The organism is Clostridium sp. AM34-9AC (genome assembly GCF_003480225.1).
GTDB lineage: Bacteria > Bacillota > Clostridia > Lachnospirales > Lachnospiraceae > Acetatifactor > Acetatifactor acetigignens.
In genome coordinates, this window is sequence record NZ_QUIU01000013.1 from 93,172 (window position 1) to 107,636 (window position 14,465).

19 protein-coding genes and 1 pseudogene are annotated in these 14,465 nt (G+C 50.1%); 18 read left to right on the plus strand and 2 right to left on the minus strand.

Annotated features, from left to right (window positions below):
- Positions 1–30: 30 nt before the first annotated feature.
- Complete coding sequence (locus tag DW835_RS17985; RefSeq protein ID WP_182430290.1) at positions 31–192, minus strand: hypothetical protein; 162 nt, start codon at positions 190–192, stop codon at positions 31–33.
- A 134-nt stretch (positions 193–326) separates the two neighbouring features.
- Between DW835_RS17985 and DW835_RS18415 the strand changes: the two are divergent.
- The 16 genes and pseudogenes from DW835_RS18415 to DW835_RS09750 all read left to right on the plus strand — a co-directional run.
- A pseudogene (locus tag DW835_RS18415) lies at positions 327–488 on the plus strand (sigma-70 family RNA polymerase sigma factor); the annotation flags it as partial.
- Positions 489–786: 298 nt separating this feature from the next.
- Complete coding sequence (locus tag DW835_RS09675; protein ID WP_118731049.1) at positions 787–1,401, plus strand: class I SAM-dependent methyltransferase; 615 nt, start codon at positions 787–789, stop codon at positions 1,399–1,401.
- 1 nt (position 1,402) lies between these two features.
- A complete protein-coding gene (locus tag DW835_RS09680) occupies positions 1,403–2,011 on the plus strand; it encodes a class I SAM-dependent methyltransferase (RefSeq protein WP_117568767.1) in 609 nt (202 codons plus the stop codon).
- Entirely contained in the window at positions 2,008–2,931 is a 924-nt protein-coding gene (locus DW835_RS09685) for an alpha/beta hydrolase (protein ID WP_207665420.1), read from the plus strand. The genes DW835_RS09680 and DW835_RS09685 overlap by 4 nt, the downstream gene beginning before the upstream one ends.
- 44 nt (positions 2,932–2,975) lie before the next feature.
- Complete coding sequence (locus DW835_RS09690) at positions 2,976–3,383, plus strand: L-2-amino-thiazoline-4-carboxylic acid hydrolase (RefSeq protein ID WP_243037120.1); 408 nt, start codon at positions 2,976–2,978, stop codon at positions 3,381–3,383.
- Positions 3,383–3,874, plus strand: coding sequence for a hypothetical protein (locus DW835_RS09695; RefSeq protein ID WP_118731051.1), 492 nt, complete (start codon positions 3,383–3,385; stop codon positions 3,872–3,874). Before DW835_RS09690 ends, DW835_RS09695 begins: the two co-directional genes overlap by 1 nt.
- A gap of 129 nt (positions 3,875–4,003) precedes the next feature.
- Positions 4,004–4,738, plus strand: a complete 735-nt coding sequence (locus DW835_RS09705) for a DUF6796 family protein (protein WP_118551187.1) — start codon at positions 4,004–4,006, stop codon at positions 4,736–4,738.
- Positions 4,735–5,367, plus strand: coding sequence for an L-2-amino-thiazoline-4-carboxylic acid hydrolase (locus tag DW835_RS09710; protein ID WP_117465491.1), 633 nt, complete (start codon positions 4,735–4,737; stop codon positions 5,365–5,367). The genes DW835_RS09705 and DW835_RS09710 overlap by 4 nt, the downstream gene beginning before the upstream one ends.
- A gap of 6 nt (positions 5,368–5,373) precedes the next feature.
- Positions 5,374–5,976, plus strand: a complete 603-nt coding sequence (locus tag DW835_RS09715) for an L-2-amino-thiazoline-4-carboxylic acid hydrolase (protein ID WP_118731052.1) — start codon at positions 5,374–5,376, stop codon at positions 5,974–5,976.
- Positions 5,977–6,018: 42 nt separating this feature from the next.
- Positions 6,019–6,306 (plus strand): GNAT family N-acetyltransferase, encoded by a 288-nt coding sequence (locus DW835_RS09720; RefSeq protein WP_182430292.1) that lies wholly within the window; start codon positions 6,019–6,021, stop codon positions 6,304–6,306.
- A gap of 106 nt (positions 6,307–6,412) precedes the next feature.
- Positions 6,413–6,634: a hypothetical protein gene (locus DW835_RS18420; protein ID WP_243037121.1), complete on the plus strand. Its 222-nt coding sequence runs from the start codon at positions 6,413–6,415 to the stop codon at positions 6,632–6,634.
- Positions 6,635–6,657: 23 nt separating this feature from the next.
- Positions 6,658–8,010, plus strand: a complete 1,353-nt coding sequence (locus DW835_RS09730; protein WP_118731061.1) for an MATE family efflux transporter — start codon at positions 6,658–6,660, stop codon at positions 8,008–8,010.
- A gap of 208 nt (positions 8,011–8,218) precedes the next feature.
- Positions 8,219–8,866, plus strand: coding sequence for a non-canonical purine NTP pyrophosphatase (locus DW835_RS09735; protein WP_117465494.1), 648 nt, complete (start codon positions 8,219–8,221; stop codon positions 8,864–8,866).
- Between the two features lie 47 nt (positions 8,867–8,913).
- Entirely contained in the window at positions 8,914–9,741 is an 828-nt protein-coding gene (locus DW835_RS09740; RefSeq protein ID WP_117465495.1) for a YhfC family glutamic-type intramembrane protease, read from the plus strand.
- A 107-nt stretch (positions 9,742–9,848) separates the two neighbouring features.
- Positions 9,849–10,691 (plus strand): HD domain-containing protein, encoded by an 843-nt coding sequence (locus DW835_RS09745; RefSeq protein WP_117568771.1) that lies wholly within the window; start codon positions 9,849–9,851, stop codon positions 10,689–10,691.
- Positions 10,692–10,884: 193 nt separating this feature from the next.
- Positions 10,885–11,139 (plus strand): hypothetical protein, encoded by a 255-nt coding sequence (locus DW835_RS09750; protein WP_117465498.1) that lies wholly within the window; start codon positions 10,885–10,887, stop codon positions 11,137–11,139.
- On the opposite strand, the gene DW835_RS09755 is transcribed toward DW835_RS09750, so the two are convergent.
- Positions 11,114–11,848 (minus strand): SDR family NAD(P)-dependent oxidoreductase, encoded by a 735-nt coding sequence (locus tag DW835_RS09755; RefSeq protein ID WP_118731053.1) that lies wholly within the window; start codon positions 11,846–11,848, stop codon positions 11,114–11,116. The genes DW835_RS09750 and DW835_RS09755 overlap by 26 nt on opposite strands.
- A 144-nt stretch (positions 11,849–11,992) precedes the next feature.
- Between DW835_RS09755 and trxB the strand changes: the two genes are divergently transcribed.
- Complete coding sequence (trxB, locus tag DW835_RS09760) at positions 11,993–12,907, plus strand: thioredoxin-disulfide reductase (protein ID WP_117465499.1); 915 nt, start codon at positions 11,993–11,995, stop codon at positions 12,905–12,907.
- A 284-nt stretch (positions 12,908–13,191) separates the two neighbouring features.
- Positions 13,192–14,382 carry a C40 family peptidase gene (locus DW835_RS09765; RefSeq protein ID WP_118731054.1) on the plus strand — a complete coding sequence of 397 codons (1,191 nt, stop codon included), beginning with the start codon at positions 13,192–13,194 and terminating at the stop codon, positions 14,380–14,382.
- The last annotated feature ends 83 nt before the right edge of the window (positions 14,383–14,465 follow it).

Genomic DNA, 14,465 nt, shown 5'->3' on the forward strand with positions numbered 1-14,465 from the left:
CCGTCGCAGAGCAGCCATATTTTCACGCGCCTATTCTATTTCGGCGGCTTTGATTTTCAGAGCCGCCGTTTCTTTGCGTCTACACAAACCAATGACGACTTGCAGGGACACGGTAGCCGATTGGAGGTTATTTTGCCGTGTCTCGTTTGCTTTTTCAAAGCTCACATGATCTACATCAGTAAAAAAAAGCATTGCTCCTCCTCCGGGCAAGTATAACATTGCATCGGCATTATCGTTCCATGTAATTCAGTATAATAATGACTGTTCTTGGCGCGCCAGTTTTCCCTCACGGAAATCTGGCGTTTTTTGTTGCCATTTTTTCGGAGATGACCCGGTTGTCTGCCGGTGTCGGTCTCCGCCTCCATTCGATTCACCCGTCAATCACCCGTGAATCGAAATGGAGGTACATAATGAAGAAAATTAACCTTCGGGAACTTTATCCTGATGTATATATAACAGACTTTTTTGTAGATGTGACAGAGGAAGTTTACAAAATAGAATACTATACCATTGCAAATCAGAAGCAAGCACGGTATAATATAGACAAAAAACAAAGGCTACCGCAACGGTGCAAAAAATAGATTTTGGCTGTTTCCACAAGGAGCAGATTGAGAATCGTTATCCTCAGTGGCTGAAAACGCTGGTGTGCAGTGCATGGAGGAAGTTATTTAATAAGGCGAAAGGCCGCAGAAATGCGGCTTTTCTTAAACACACGAGTTAACCGAACCTAACTTGCAGATCTGCGCGTGCTGGTTAGAGTGGTCTAACTATAAAAGGGAGACGGCAATGCGAGATCACAAGAATTTCTGGGACAGAAATGCAGGTCTGTATGACTGCTTTATGCGAAAAGACAGGGCAGCATACGAAAAAATATATGAGCTGATCCGTCCGGTCGTGAAAGACAAAACAGTGCTGGAGTTGGCTACAGGAACGGGACTGATCGCCAAGCATATCGTAAAAGTAGCGGCATGCATTGAGGCGACGGACGCCTCTCCAAAAATGATTGCAGAAGCCAAGCGGGGAAATTGCTCTGCGAAGCTGCATTTTTCCGTGCAGGATATGTTTTCTTTGCCATACGCAGGCAATTCATTTGATGTGGTGATCGTATCCAACGCATTGCACATCGTGTCGCAGCCAGAGAAATCACTGCGAGAGATCAAACGGGTGCTGAAGGACGATGGTGTGTTGATCGCGCCAACCTTTACGCACGCGGAAAATTCACTTAGAGGAAGGATCAAAGCCTATTTTATGAGATTGGTAGGATTCCCTCTGCATAGCAGGTGGACGAGTGAGGAGTATCTGAGTTTTCTGCGGCAGAACGGGTGGAGGGTGCGAAAAAGTGCTGTGCTGAAAGCGTCCTTCCCACTGACCTATGCAGAATGTGTGAAATCGGAGGTGTGATATGTCATTCTTTGAAAACACCCGAAAGCCCGTAGGACTTGGCGGGAAGATCATGGTTGCCATGATGAACTTCGGACACAGCGCAATGGCAGCGTGGGGACTTCAATTTTTGCAGCCTGCCCCGGATGCCATGGTACTGGACTGCGGCTGCGGCGGTGGAGCGAACATTAAAACGCTGTTGAAACTGTGTCCCAAAGGCAGGGTGCAGGGCATCGACTACTCAGCCGTCAGCGTGGAAAAAGCGCGAAAAGTCAATGCCAGAGCCATTGCGGCAGGACGGTGCAACGTGCAACAGGCAAGCGTGACAGAGCTGCCGTTTGAAGCGGAGCAGTTCGATGTGGCGACCGCCTTTGAAACGGTCTACTTCTGGCCGGAGCTTGCACAGAATTTCAGAGAGGTCTATCGGGTGCTGAAGCCCGGCGGGATCTTTTTCATCTGCAATGAAGCAAACGGCGAAACAGCAAAAGATGACAAATGGACACAAATTATCAATGGTATGACCATCTACACGGACACTGCACTGAAAGCATATCTGGAGCAAGCAGGATTTTGTAAGATCCAGAGCCACAAAAACAAAAAGGGGTGGCTGTGCGTTACAGCGCGGAAATGAGAGGAAAAAAAGCCATGAGCATTTTTGCATCCATCCTGCGGGCAGTGTATAGACTCTCCGGAGTGAAAAAGTCTTTCACATTGCCAGAGAACGAACTGCGAAAGGAAATTGAAAAGCAGAACCGACATCGAGGCGTTTTTACGCCGACCGACCACAAGGCATATTATGAGACGATTACAGTCAACGGCTTTCCATGCCTGATCGTACGTGAAAATCCGAATCCGTCAAAGCGCGCCATCCTCTATTTCTTCGGCGGCGGTATGGTGATCGGCCCGGACAAGGGCGATCTGCCAGTCATGCGTAAGCTGTGCCGTGAGACCGGCTGCGATGTGTGGTTTCCGTTCTACCCGCTCTGCATGGAGCATTGTATCACCGAAACCTACGAAATGGTCTATGAATGCTACCGCAGAATGCTCGAATTGTACGGCGGTGGAAATGTCAGCACCAGTGGCTTTTCCTCCGGCGGCGCACTGGCTCTTGGAATCGCAGCGCACAATAATGCGCAGCCGGAGCCATTGCCGCAGCCACGGCATATCGTTGCCGTATCACCCGGCGAAGTGCCATGGAACGATGGCGAAAAATCGCGGATGAAGGCATTGAATGAGAGAGACGTTTCCATCGATTATGCCTTTATGGTGACGGTGGAAAAGTTTATGCGGCATGGCTGTAAGAATGTGCCGGACTATATGCTCTCCGGCTCCCGGGGGGATTTTACCGGCGTTGGCGATATTCACTTCTTCTATTCTGCGGATGAGGTGCTATACGGTGCGTTGCCAGACTTTGAGGAGGCCTGCAAACGCGCTAAGGTTCCCTATACAGTGTCCGCCCGCCCGAAGATGGTGCATTGCTACTGTATGCTACCAATATTCAAGGAGGCGCGCGAGGATTTCAAGAAAATTACGGATATTTTGAAAAAATGATGCCGGAAACGGCCATATGATTATTGGTATCTGGAGGAAGAAACATGGAGCGAAAAGAAGCCATTCGCAGTGCCTATCGGCTGACAGGCGGCAACAAGCCATTCTGGAAAAAGCTGATGTATCGGGCATTCAGTACCGCTCAAAAGCACTGTGACACATGGCATGATTACGAGATGGATGTTGCACCTTACGAAAACAGCAAGCCCATCTATTATGAATTTACGGCGTGTCCGGCGGCGGAATTTGCTAAGCGGTTCGGATTTGCGGACATTATGCCCGCCCTGTGCAATGTGGACTATGCGTCCATGGAACTGCTCCATGCAAAGCTCGTGCGGACGACCACCTGCGTGGACGGCTGCCGATGCGACTATACCATCTGCGGCGATAAGGATCCATACGTAAAGGAACATCCCGAATACCGGGATGAAAACGGATACAGGAGGAATAAGTAATGCTTTTACAGGTGATTCTGGAAGGTCTTGGGTTGGGGGCTTTGCTGGCTCTTGTCTGTGCTGTGGGCATCCGCAAGGGGGCTGTTGGGATGGTGCATCTCTACAGCCCGGCAGTGCAGCAGCGGTGCGTGAAGCTGGGACTTACGACACACGAGAAAATCAAGCGCAATTCTCAACTTTTCAAAGCTGTTTGTATTCCCGGCTATATTGGTTATGTGCTGGTCTGTGTCTATGGGATAAACGGTGCGAAAGGCTTTGCGGCGGGCTTCTGGCAGCTGCTTGTCATCTTGTCCGTTATGAATCTCATTGACCGCTTTTTGATCGATGGCTACTGGGTGGGGCACACGAACGCATGGACGATTCCCGGAACAGAAGATCTGAAGCCCTACATTACTGCAAAAGACAAGCGGAAAAAGTGGCTTTTCGGCACGGTGGGTATGGCAGGTATAGCAGCGGTGTTGGCGGTCCTTATGACGGCTTTTATTCACTGAGGAAAGGAGAGACAATGAAGTTTAAGACATTGGGAAATCGGAATGCTCCCGCTGTTTTGTTTTTCATGCAAGGGTCGGTGACGGCATGATGAAAATGCAGATCGTGAAGATCGGATTTGGAGGCAAGCGATGAAAATGAGCAAAGAAAAACGAGCACTCATCGCAGGTATGATTGGATGCCTTTTATATGTGATCGGCGACTTTTTATTTGCGGCGACCGGGAAAAGCCAAAGCACAGAATCCATTGGGCTGATGGTCAAGGTCGCCTATCTTGATATGGCAACATGGCGCATGGTGGTCAGCATCATCTGCGGTGTTCTCGGAACGGCACTCTATTACATCGGTTTTCACCAGATGTGGAAGCTTTTGAAGCAACGCCTCACCCAACCGAAGCAGCAGAAATGGGTCAAGCTGTTTCAAATCGCCTATCTCACCGGCACGGTCTGCTGGGGCTATGTTCATGCTATGTTCATGAATGTGGCGCTGATCTTCAAGTTTACCTTTGAGAAATACGGCGATATGCAGGCGGCAGCTGAAATTGCCAACAAGGTGTTTTACTGCAACGCCGCGCCGCTGCTGGCAGCATATATCCTGTGTGATGTACTTCTTTCCGTCGTGATGCTCGTTATGATCTGGAAAAGGATGCTCCCGCTGAAAAACACAGCACAGCGGATATTGGCATCCTTCTGCAACCCCATCGTTTTTACGGGGATTGTGGGAAATCTCTTCACGCTTCTGCCGTGGCCGCTGGATCAGATCGATCACGGCACGGAATCCGCTGGACACCTGCTGGTTTTGGTATTGGGGCTGGTGTTGCTGCGGGAGAAGGCAAAATGCGGAGAATGTAAGGAGGCAGTGCAATGAAATACATGGGTATGCCAATGGGAATGTGGGCGTTGTTTGCAGGCTCATTCCAAAAGCAGTTGACGGCGGTGTTCGGCTATGATGCCGATGCGGCACAAGCGATCACGAAAAAAGCAAAGCCGAAGTACAAAGCAATCATTGCAGACCTGCCGGAGTTTGAAAAATCGGACCGCTTCAAGATGAACATCGTCAACTGCGCAATGCTCGGCGCGTTCATTCTCTCCATGCCGCAGCGCCCGGCGGTAGACCGCCTGACGGATTACTACGCAAAGGCGATGATGACAGCACCCATGCAGTGGTTCTGCCGTAAGAGCGGAAAAAGCAAGTTCACCGCAAAGGATATCGCTGCCATGAAAGCCACTGCCGCTCTGAAAGCCGCCGACCGCAACCCCTATTCGTGGAACATGGAGTTTTACGAATACCCGGATGGCAGCGGCTACGAGGGACGCTTTACCAAGTGCGGCATCTGTGTGCTGATGAAGGAGCTGGGGCTGTACGACCTGACCCCTGCTTTATGCCGTCTGGACTACACCATGAGCGAAGCGGGCGGCGTGACAAATTTTGTGCGGCAGTACACCCTTGCCTCCGGCGGGCCCTACTGCGACTGCGGATACAAAAAGAAAGGGTAACGGACGATGAAGAGGAAGGAAACCTATCTTTCCCGTGATTTCCGGGAGACTGCGGCACAGCGCTTTCCCGCGCGGGCAAAGGAACTGAACACCGCTTTCGATATGCGCCTGAGTGCGCTGCTGGCTGAAAATGCAGATGCAAGCAAGGAAAAGCAATACCACCTCAAGCGGCAGATCCTGCCGGGCATTGCGGCCTACGAGACCTTGCAGCGGGTCATGCCGAAAGAGGAGGCACTGCAAACCGTTCACGACTATGTGGAGCGCTTGGCGAGAACGAGCCACAAACAGCTTGCCGCCCTGCTGCACATACCGGGGCTTTACCGCCTTGTTCCCGGCATTTTTGTCAAATCCACCCGGAGCGTTTTCGGCCCGGCGGCGGGCTTTGCCCCAAAAGAACTGCAGACCGGTAACGGCGTCTGGCGTGTGGATATGATGAAGTGTCCCTATCATGACACCTGCACAGAATACGGCTGCCCGGAGCTGTGCTGCTGCTTTTGCGACAGTGATGACATCAGCTATACCGGGCTGCATCCGAAGCTGATCTGGGAGAGAAGCATGACGCTGGGGCGTGGAAATGACCGCTGTGATTTCTGCATGAAGGTCAGATAATAGTGGGCGGCATATTGGTATGCCGCAAAAGCAGTATCGGACATGAAGCGCCTTCTGCAGTTTGGTATCGTTATCAAGCGGGGAGGGGCTTCCCTGCAAGACCGCATGGACAAGGAAAGGAAGCCCTACATTTTCGTTGGGCTTGTCTGTGTGCGGGAGAAATATCAGCGGCAGGGCTATATGCGAAAGGTGCTGGATGTTGCCTTTGCCGAGGGCAACCGGCTGGGCGTGCCGGTGATTCTGGAAACGGATGCAAAAAACAAGTTCCGGTGCAGTGTGGGTGTAATGCTCATGTTGCATCGGTTTTTTTTGCGTAAAAATAATATTTGATAATGTTGATTTTCAACTGTTCTTAACTCAAATATTGTATCTTAACTCAAAAAGAGTTAAGATTGGAGGCGAACAGGAACTATCTACAAGTCAAGCCGCGAAGAACTTGGAACTGACACCTGCTTCTATATCAAGGGCATCGAAACAGCTTGAAGAAATGGGATTGCTGCATATAAAGAAAGAAGGTGTGCCGCAGTTTTATCGGTTTAGTCACCCAATTACAAATCAGTATCCTGCGATGATTGAACTTTTCACGCGAAAGCTGGATGCCATCCAACTTCCAGAAGATGCAGATGAACGAGTTGAAGAAGCCATGGAAGAATGCTGAAGGAACTGTGGAGGAATATGATCATGTCAAAAGATGAGTATTTGATTACCGATGCACCGCTGAAAGCGCTGACGGTTTTTGCAATGCCGATGATTCTCGGCAGCTTTTTTCAGCAGGTATACAATATGGCTGACTCCATTATCGTCGGTCAGTTTGTGGGTTCCTCTGCACTGGCAGCGGTGGGTGCCTGTGCAGCCCTGACGAATGTTTTCATTTGTGTGGCACTGGGTGCCGGTGTCGGTGCTGGTGTGCTTGTGAGCCGCTATTTCGGCGCAAAAGAGTATGGCAAAATGAAAACCATTGTGTCTACGTCACTGATCAGCTTTTTGCTTCTGAGCATCCTCCTTGGTGTCTTTGGCTTTTGCTTTTCCAATGCGATGATGAGCGGGTTGCAGACCCCTGCCGATATTCTGGACGAAGCGGTACTGTACTTGCGGGTCTATTTTGTGGGTTTTCCGTTTTTATTCATGTACAATATTCTCTCCACTATGTTCACTTCCATCGGTGAATCAAAAATTCCGCTGGGACTGCTGATCTTTTCATCCATCCTGAATATTGTGATGGATCTTTGGATGGTAGCCGGTCTGGGGCTTGGTGTATTCGGTGCAGCGCTTGCAACCCTGATTGCCCAGGGAATTTCCGCTGTTTTTTCACTTTTGATTTTCTTATACCGGATGCGGCGATACCAAAGCCCGTTTCAGTGGTTTGACGGGCGCAAGCTGCGCTCGATGCTTCGGATCGCAGTGCCCTCGGTCTTGCAGCAGTCTACCGTGTCGATCGGTATGATGATCGTACAGGCAGTGGTAAATCCCTTCGGCACACAGGCACTTGCAGGATATGCGGCGACGATGCGGGTGGAGAATGTTTTTTCCCTGATCTTCGTGTCCATCGGCAATGCAGTTTCGCCGTATGTTTCCCAGAACCTTGGGGCAGGCAGAACCGAACGCATCAAAAAAGGCTATCATGCGGCATTGTTGTTGGACGTGTGCTTTGCGGCACTTGCCTTCCTTGTCATTGAAACGCTGCACACGCAGATTTCCTCGTTATTTCTTGGAAAAGACGGAACAGCTCTGGCCTATCAGGTGTCAGGAGATTATATGAGATGGCTTGGTTACTTCTTTATCTTCATGGGGATTAAAATGGCGACCGATGGAGTTCTTCGCGGACTGGGAATCATGCGGCCATTCCTCATTGCCAATATGGTAAACCTTGCGATTCGCCTGTCTGTGGCTTTGATCTGTGCACCGCGTTTTGGCATTGACTTTGTCTGGCTTGCCGTGCCGGCCGGCTGGCTTGCCAATTTCCTGGTTTCCTATGCGGCACTCAGAAAATCCTGGCCGGGCGAGAAAGTGGAGCCATCTCGAATATTTTCATAATCCTTGAAAATGTCCTTGAAATATGTCATCATTAGTTCATGGAATGCAAAAACATAAAAGGTTTAGAAAGAGCAGGTATCATATATGAAAAAGAAGATCATTGTTGCAGTAGTGGTAGTTGTTGTGATTTTGGCGGCGATTGCGATTATCTCTGTCCTGGCACAGACACCGGCACTGATCTGACCGGAAAGGAAGCAGGACATTGCTTATGAAACTGTTATACGGTACCGGCAATCCAGCCAAGGCAGCTGCCATGCAGAACCGCATAGCCGGACTTGGCATTGAACTGATCAGTCTGCAGGATCTGCGGGCACAGGGGATGAAAATTCCCGATGTCCCGGAGACAGGCAATACGCCTCTGGAGAATGCCAGGCAGAAGGTCCATGCTTATTATGAAGCTTTTCGTATGCCTGTATTTTCCTGTGATTCCGGGTTGTATTTTGAAGATGTCCCGGAGGCGGTCCAGCCCGGGGTACATGTGCGTACGGTGAATGGTGTGTATCTGACGGATGAGCAGATGCTGGAGCACTATATCGGACTGGTCAAACGCTATGGAAGGCTTACGGCAAAATACCGCAATGCTATCTGCTATGTGCAGGATGAGGAACATGTATATGAGGCGATGGAGCCTGACATGGAAAGTGAGAAATTCTGGCTGACGGATGTACCCCATAGCAGCATCCGCAGAGAGGGGTTTCCGCTGGACAGCATTTCCCTGGATCCCGGAACCGGAAAATATTTCTATGATCTGCCTGAGACAGCGGTTGACCGGGTGGCGGTAGAGGAAGGTTTTCTTACTTTTTTCCGGAGGATCTTACAAGAGGGAACGGTGAATATAAACGGCAGCAGACGGTGAAATAACAAGTGCGCAGAGCGTCCCGTGGCGCTCAGATAGGAGAATATATGGCAGTTGAGAGTGTAACGGAAACAGCAATGATCTGGGGAACCGTAAGCGGTGCAAGCATGTTGGGAATGGTGATATCTCTGCTATTATCCGTGAGTTTACCCATATTTTTAGGTATCTTTATCTATAAGAAGACAAAGGCGTGGGTGCCGGCATTTTTCATCGGCTGCGGTATCTTCGTGGGCTTTGCCATGATCTTAGAGCAGATCTGTCATGCCATTGTGCTGACGGTGACCGGAGACGTGATCCGGGACAATATCTGGCTGTATGCGATTTACGGTGGGCTTGCAGCAGCACTTTTTGAGGAGTGCGGCCGGTGGATCGCCATGAAATTCTGCCTGAAAAAACACCTTACCCGGGAAAATGCATTGATGTACGGCGCCGGACATGGCGGCATTGAGGCTTTTCTGATCCTTGGTATGTCTTCTATGAGCAATCTCCTTACCGCAGCCATGATTAACGGTGGCCTGATGGAGAAGACTATGACGGCATTGGAGCCCGCACAACAGGAGGTAACCTACCATCAGCTCTCTGTTCTCTGGACCACGCCGGCTTACCAGTTCTACCTCGCACCGGTGGAGCGGATCAGTGCGATCGCCCTGCAGATCGCGTTGTCGATTCTTGTATACAGTGCGGTGAAGACAGGCAGAAAGTTGCATTTGGCAGCAGCCTTCGGACTGCATTTTACAGTGGACTTTCTGACTGTGGTGTGTGCCTCCACGATTCCTACATGGGCATTGGAGCTGGGATTGCTGATGGTGGTTGCAGTGATTTGTGTAGCGGTATACAAGCTGGCCTATGTATCGTCGACAGAGAAAAAGGCCTGACAGAGACAAAAACCATCAGATAAGAAGGAATGGATTTGAAAAAACCGAACAGGTCATGAGTCATGAAACATGATATAAGAGATAAGAGGCAAAAGAGGCAACGAACAATGAAGATCAACAGAGAAAAAGCACTGGCAGCATTTCAGGAATACACGGACCGTTATGACAGCAGCCGGGACATGATCCGCCTGAAAATAGAACACACCTACCGGGTCTGCGGATTGTGTCAGCAGATCGCCAGATCTCTGGACCTTCCGGAGGAAGAGGTGGACATTGCGTGGCTGACCGGACTGCTCCATGATGTGGGACGCTTTGAACAGCAGCGGGTATATGGTACCTTCACCGATGCAGATTCCATCGATCATGCGAAATACGGAGCAAGGATTTTATTTGGTAAGGTCTGGGAAGAGAAACACGGACTTGCTTCCGGAAGCGAAGAAAGCCTGCCCGAGGAAATTCAGGCAGATGCCGGAATCAGTATCCGGGATTTCGTAGAAGATGCTTCCTACGATGAACTTCTGTGGACGGCGGTGTTTTATCACAGCGCCTACCGGATTCCGGAGGGACTGGACGAACGTACGGCAATGTTCTGCCATATCTTACGGGATGCGGATAAGATTGATATCTTGAAGGTCAATGTGGAATTCCCTCTGGAAGAGATCTACAATGTGGACACCGAGGTATTATATCAGGAGGAAGTGACACCGGAAGTGTTGCAGAGCTTTGATGAGGAGCACGCTGTGCTGCGTTCCCTGAAGAAAACAGCGGTGGATAATGTGGTGGGACATATTTCACTGGTGTACGAGCTGGTCTATCCCGAGAGCTGCCGTATTGTGAAGAGACAGGGGTATCTGGATCGACTGATGAATTTTGAGTCGAAAAATTCTCATACGAGAAAACAGTTCGAGCATATCAGAGAACATATGAGAGAATATCTTGCCGGAAAATAATGTTGGATACCTGACAGACAGAAACCAAGTTTTCGTTTTGTATATCGCAGATTCCTCCTGCACAGACTAAACAGTAGCACTTGATCGATAACATATGCAAAATTATGTTATCGATCAAGTGCACGATTGTTATGCAAAAACAGGATGCCTGTAAAATGAGGCATCTTCGCAGAACGCGGGAAAGGAGTTTGCAATGGATGGATTGACTGGGGGAAGCGGCGGAACAGAAGCGTTTCCCTTGAATGAACTGCCGGTAGGATTCGGCATGGCGCTGGCGATGAATGAACAGGCCATGCAAGGCTATGCGGCACTGACAGAGACGGAGAAGGAACATCTGATCCTCCGGTGCCGGGATGCTGGATCCAAAGAAGAGATGGAGCGGATCGTGGCATCACTGGTACCGGGAGAATCGGTGGAGAGTGTTATTGCCAGCCTCCGTCAAGAGTAAGGATCTGTCCGGTGAGATAGGTTGGCGCCTGGATGAGCTGGAGGACAAGTTTTGCGACTTCCTCCGGCTGGCCCAGACGGTCGGCGGGAATCTCTTCCCGGAGGGCGTTCATTTCCTCGGGGGAGAAGCAGTGGTTCATGGCAGTATCAATAACACCGCAGGAGATGGCGTTGACCTGGATATTACTGGGAGCCAGCTCCTTGGCCAGTGCTTTGGTGAAGCTGTTCACACCACCCTTGGAGGCGGAGTAAGCCACTTCCATGGAAGCTCCCACATTTCCCCAGACGGAGGAAATATTGATAATGCGTCCGCTGTGCTTCAGCAGCATCAGAGGCACTGCCAGACGGCTGGTGTAGAAGCAGGAGCTCAGGTTCGTATTCAGGACATGCTGCCATTCTTCGACACTCATATCCGTGAGCAGACCAATGTAAGAGATTCCGGCGTTGTTGACCAGTACATCCAGATGGTCCAGGGAGGCAAAAATTTTTTTGATGGCAGCGGGTTCCGATGCGTCCGCAGCCATGGCGGTGCAGGTGATGCCATATTTTTCTTCTAAACAGGCAGCCACTTCCTGAAGGTCTGGCAAGGTATGGCTACAGGTGAGGATCAGATGGTAGCCGGCTTCGGCCAGGGCTTCTGCGATGGCCTTACCGATGCCGCGGGAGGCACCGGTGACAAGAGCCAACGGTGCGTTCTTTATTGTATTCATGTAAAGTATCCTTTCTGAATTCTACGGCACCCTTTGGAGATAAAACAGTGCCGGATGCTAAAAACCTGTAAAACGAGTGTAGCATAGATGGACTTGCTTTTCCATAGGGGAACTGCTACACTGGACAAAAGGAGAGTAAAAATTATGTATGATTTGATCATTATCGGCTCCGGTCCCGCAGGGCTGTCAGCTGCAGTCTATGGTAAGAGAGCGGGACTGAATCTACTTATTATAGAAGAAAAGCCCATGAGCGGCGGTCAGATCCTCAATACCTATGAGGTGGATAACTATCTGGGACTTCCCGGCATCAGTGGATTCGATATGGGAATGACGTTCCGGCATCATGCAGAGAAACTGGGAGCGGAGTTCCTGGAGGCTACGGTACACAGTGTGGAAGAACGAGGCGATTACAAATGCGTCTATGCGGGCAACCAGGAACTGGAGACCCGTACGGTGATCTTTGCCACCGGTGCGGAACATGCCAGATTAGGAGTACCCGGCGAGGAAGAATTGAACGGCATGGGGGTATCCTACTGTGCTACCTGTGACGGTGCCTTTTTCCGGGGCAGAACGGTGGCTGTGGTCGGCGGCGGTGACGTGGCACTGGAAGATGCCATCTATCTGGCAAGAACCTGCGAAAAGGTGTATCTGATCCACAGAAGAGATAGTCTGCGGGGGGCTATGGTATTGCAGGAGGAATTAAAGAGTCTCCCTAATGTGGAGATTCTCTATGACCATGTGGTTACAGAAATCTGTGGCGAGGACATGGTGGAAAAGCTGCGTATCAAAAATGTGAAGACAGAAGCGGAAAAAGATCTGGAGGCAGCAGGCATCTTTATCGCTGTAGGCATCCATCCCAACACGGAACTGCTGCGGGAACTGGTAGCAGTCGGGGAAGACGGTTATATCCCTGCGGATGAGACCGGAGAGACCGGCCGCCCCGGCATTTATGTGGCCGGAGATATCCGTAAGAAACCTCTGCGCCAGGTCGTAACAGCGGTGGCAGACGGTGCCAATGCAGCAGTCAGCGCGGGAAATTACTGCAACCGTTTTCGTTAACAGACACAGATTAGTAATAGATTCATTAAGAAATTCGGAAGAAAACCGAAGAATATTTAAAGAAAAGAGTCACCTGGATGGTGGCTCTTTTTATGTAAAAACACCGCAAACCCGCATGAAATGGGAATTTTTGACAACATTGACAATTAATTCACTATATTGACAAATGGGAGTTCGCGTGATATATTTGTTAACGGATGTAACAAATTCGTAACAAATGATTTGAAAATGTAAAGAAATAAGTTAAGAAATTGAGACAGCTCCAAGAGTTTCAGGAGGATAGAATGGTTCGTAAATCTGTAAAAATTACCGTTTGCACCATGGCAGCGGTTATGGCTTTTTCCGGAATGAATATCACTGCAAATGCAGCAGCATCTTCATCTGTACTGCCCAGCGGCGGTATCGAGCTGACCCTGGCAAAGGGCAACAAGCTGGAGAGCCTTTCCACAGGTACCAACAGCACGAAACAGATTGAAAGCATTATTGAGACTGTGATCCGTGACGATCAGATGGATACTACCCCGGAAGCATCTGAGGAGGAGTCCTTCAAGAATCTGGTAATCGCACAGGTGAATGATTATGTAAATGTAAGAAGCCTGCCCAGTGAGGAAGGTGAGATCGTCGGTAAATTGTATGACGATTCCGTTGGCCTCTTCATTTCCGAAGAGAACGGCTGGTATCAGATTTCTTCCGGTTCCGTAACCGGTTATGTAAAAGCCGAGTACTGTGTGACTGGCGACGAAGCAGTAGAACTTGCCAAGAAGGTAGGAACCCGACTGGCAACCGTTAACACCACCACATTGAAAGTTCGTACCGAGCCTTCGCTGGAAGCATCGGTGCTGGGTCTGGTTCCTCTGGAGGACGATCTGGTAGTATCCGATGAGACCGATGGCTGGGTACAGGTAGATACCGAGGAAGGTCTTGGATGGGTCTCTACAGAATTTGTTTCCCTGCATACGGAATTCGTAGAAGCAGAATCCAAAGAGGAAGAAGCAAAGCGTCTGGCAAAGGAGAAAGAAGAGAGAGAAAGAGCACGTGCCGCAGCGGCAGCCAAGGCAGCCACAAGCAGCAAGAGTTCTGGCTCTTCCGGCAGCGCTCCCGCAGTTACTTATGCGGCCAGCGGAGACAGCGAGATGGGTACCGCAGTTGCCGACTATGCATTACAGTTCGTTGGTAACCCCTATGTATACGGCGGATCCAGCCTGACCAACGGCACCGACTGTTCCGGATTTGTAATGAGTGTATATGCTAACTTCGGTGTAAGTCTGCCTCATTCCTCTTCTGGAGACCGCAGCCAGGGTTCTGCGGTTGACGGACTTGCCAATGCACAGGCAGGTGACCTGATCTGTTACTCCGGCCATGTGGCACTGTATATCGGTAACGGCCAGATCGTTCATGCATCTACCGCCAAGACCGGTATCATCGTATCTAATGCGGATTACAAGAAGGTATTGGCAGTTCGACGGATCTTCTGATTATATAACAGAAAGTACAAGGCACTGTGTGGAAACACACAGTGCTCAGACTGTAGACAAAACGCTTTTGGTCAGCACTCCAG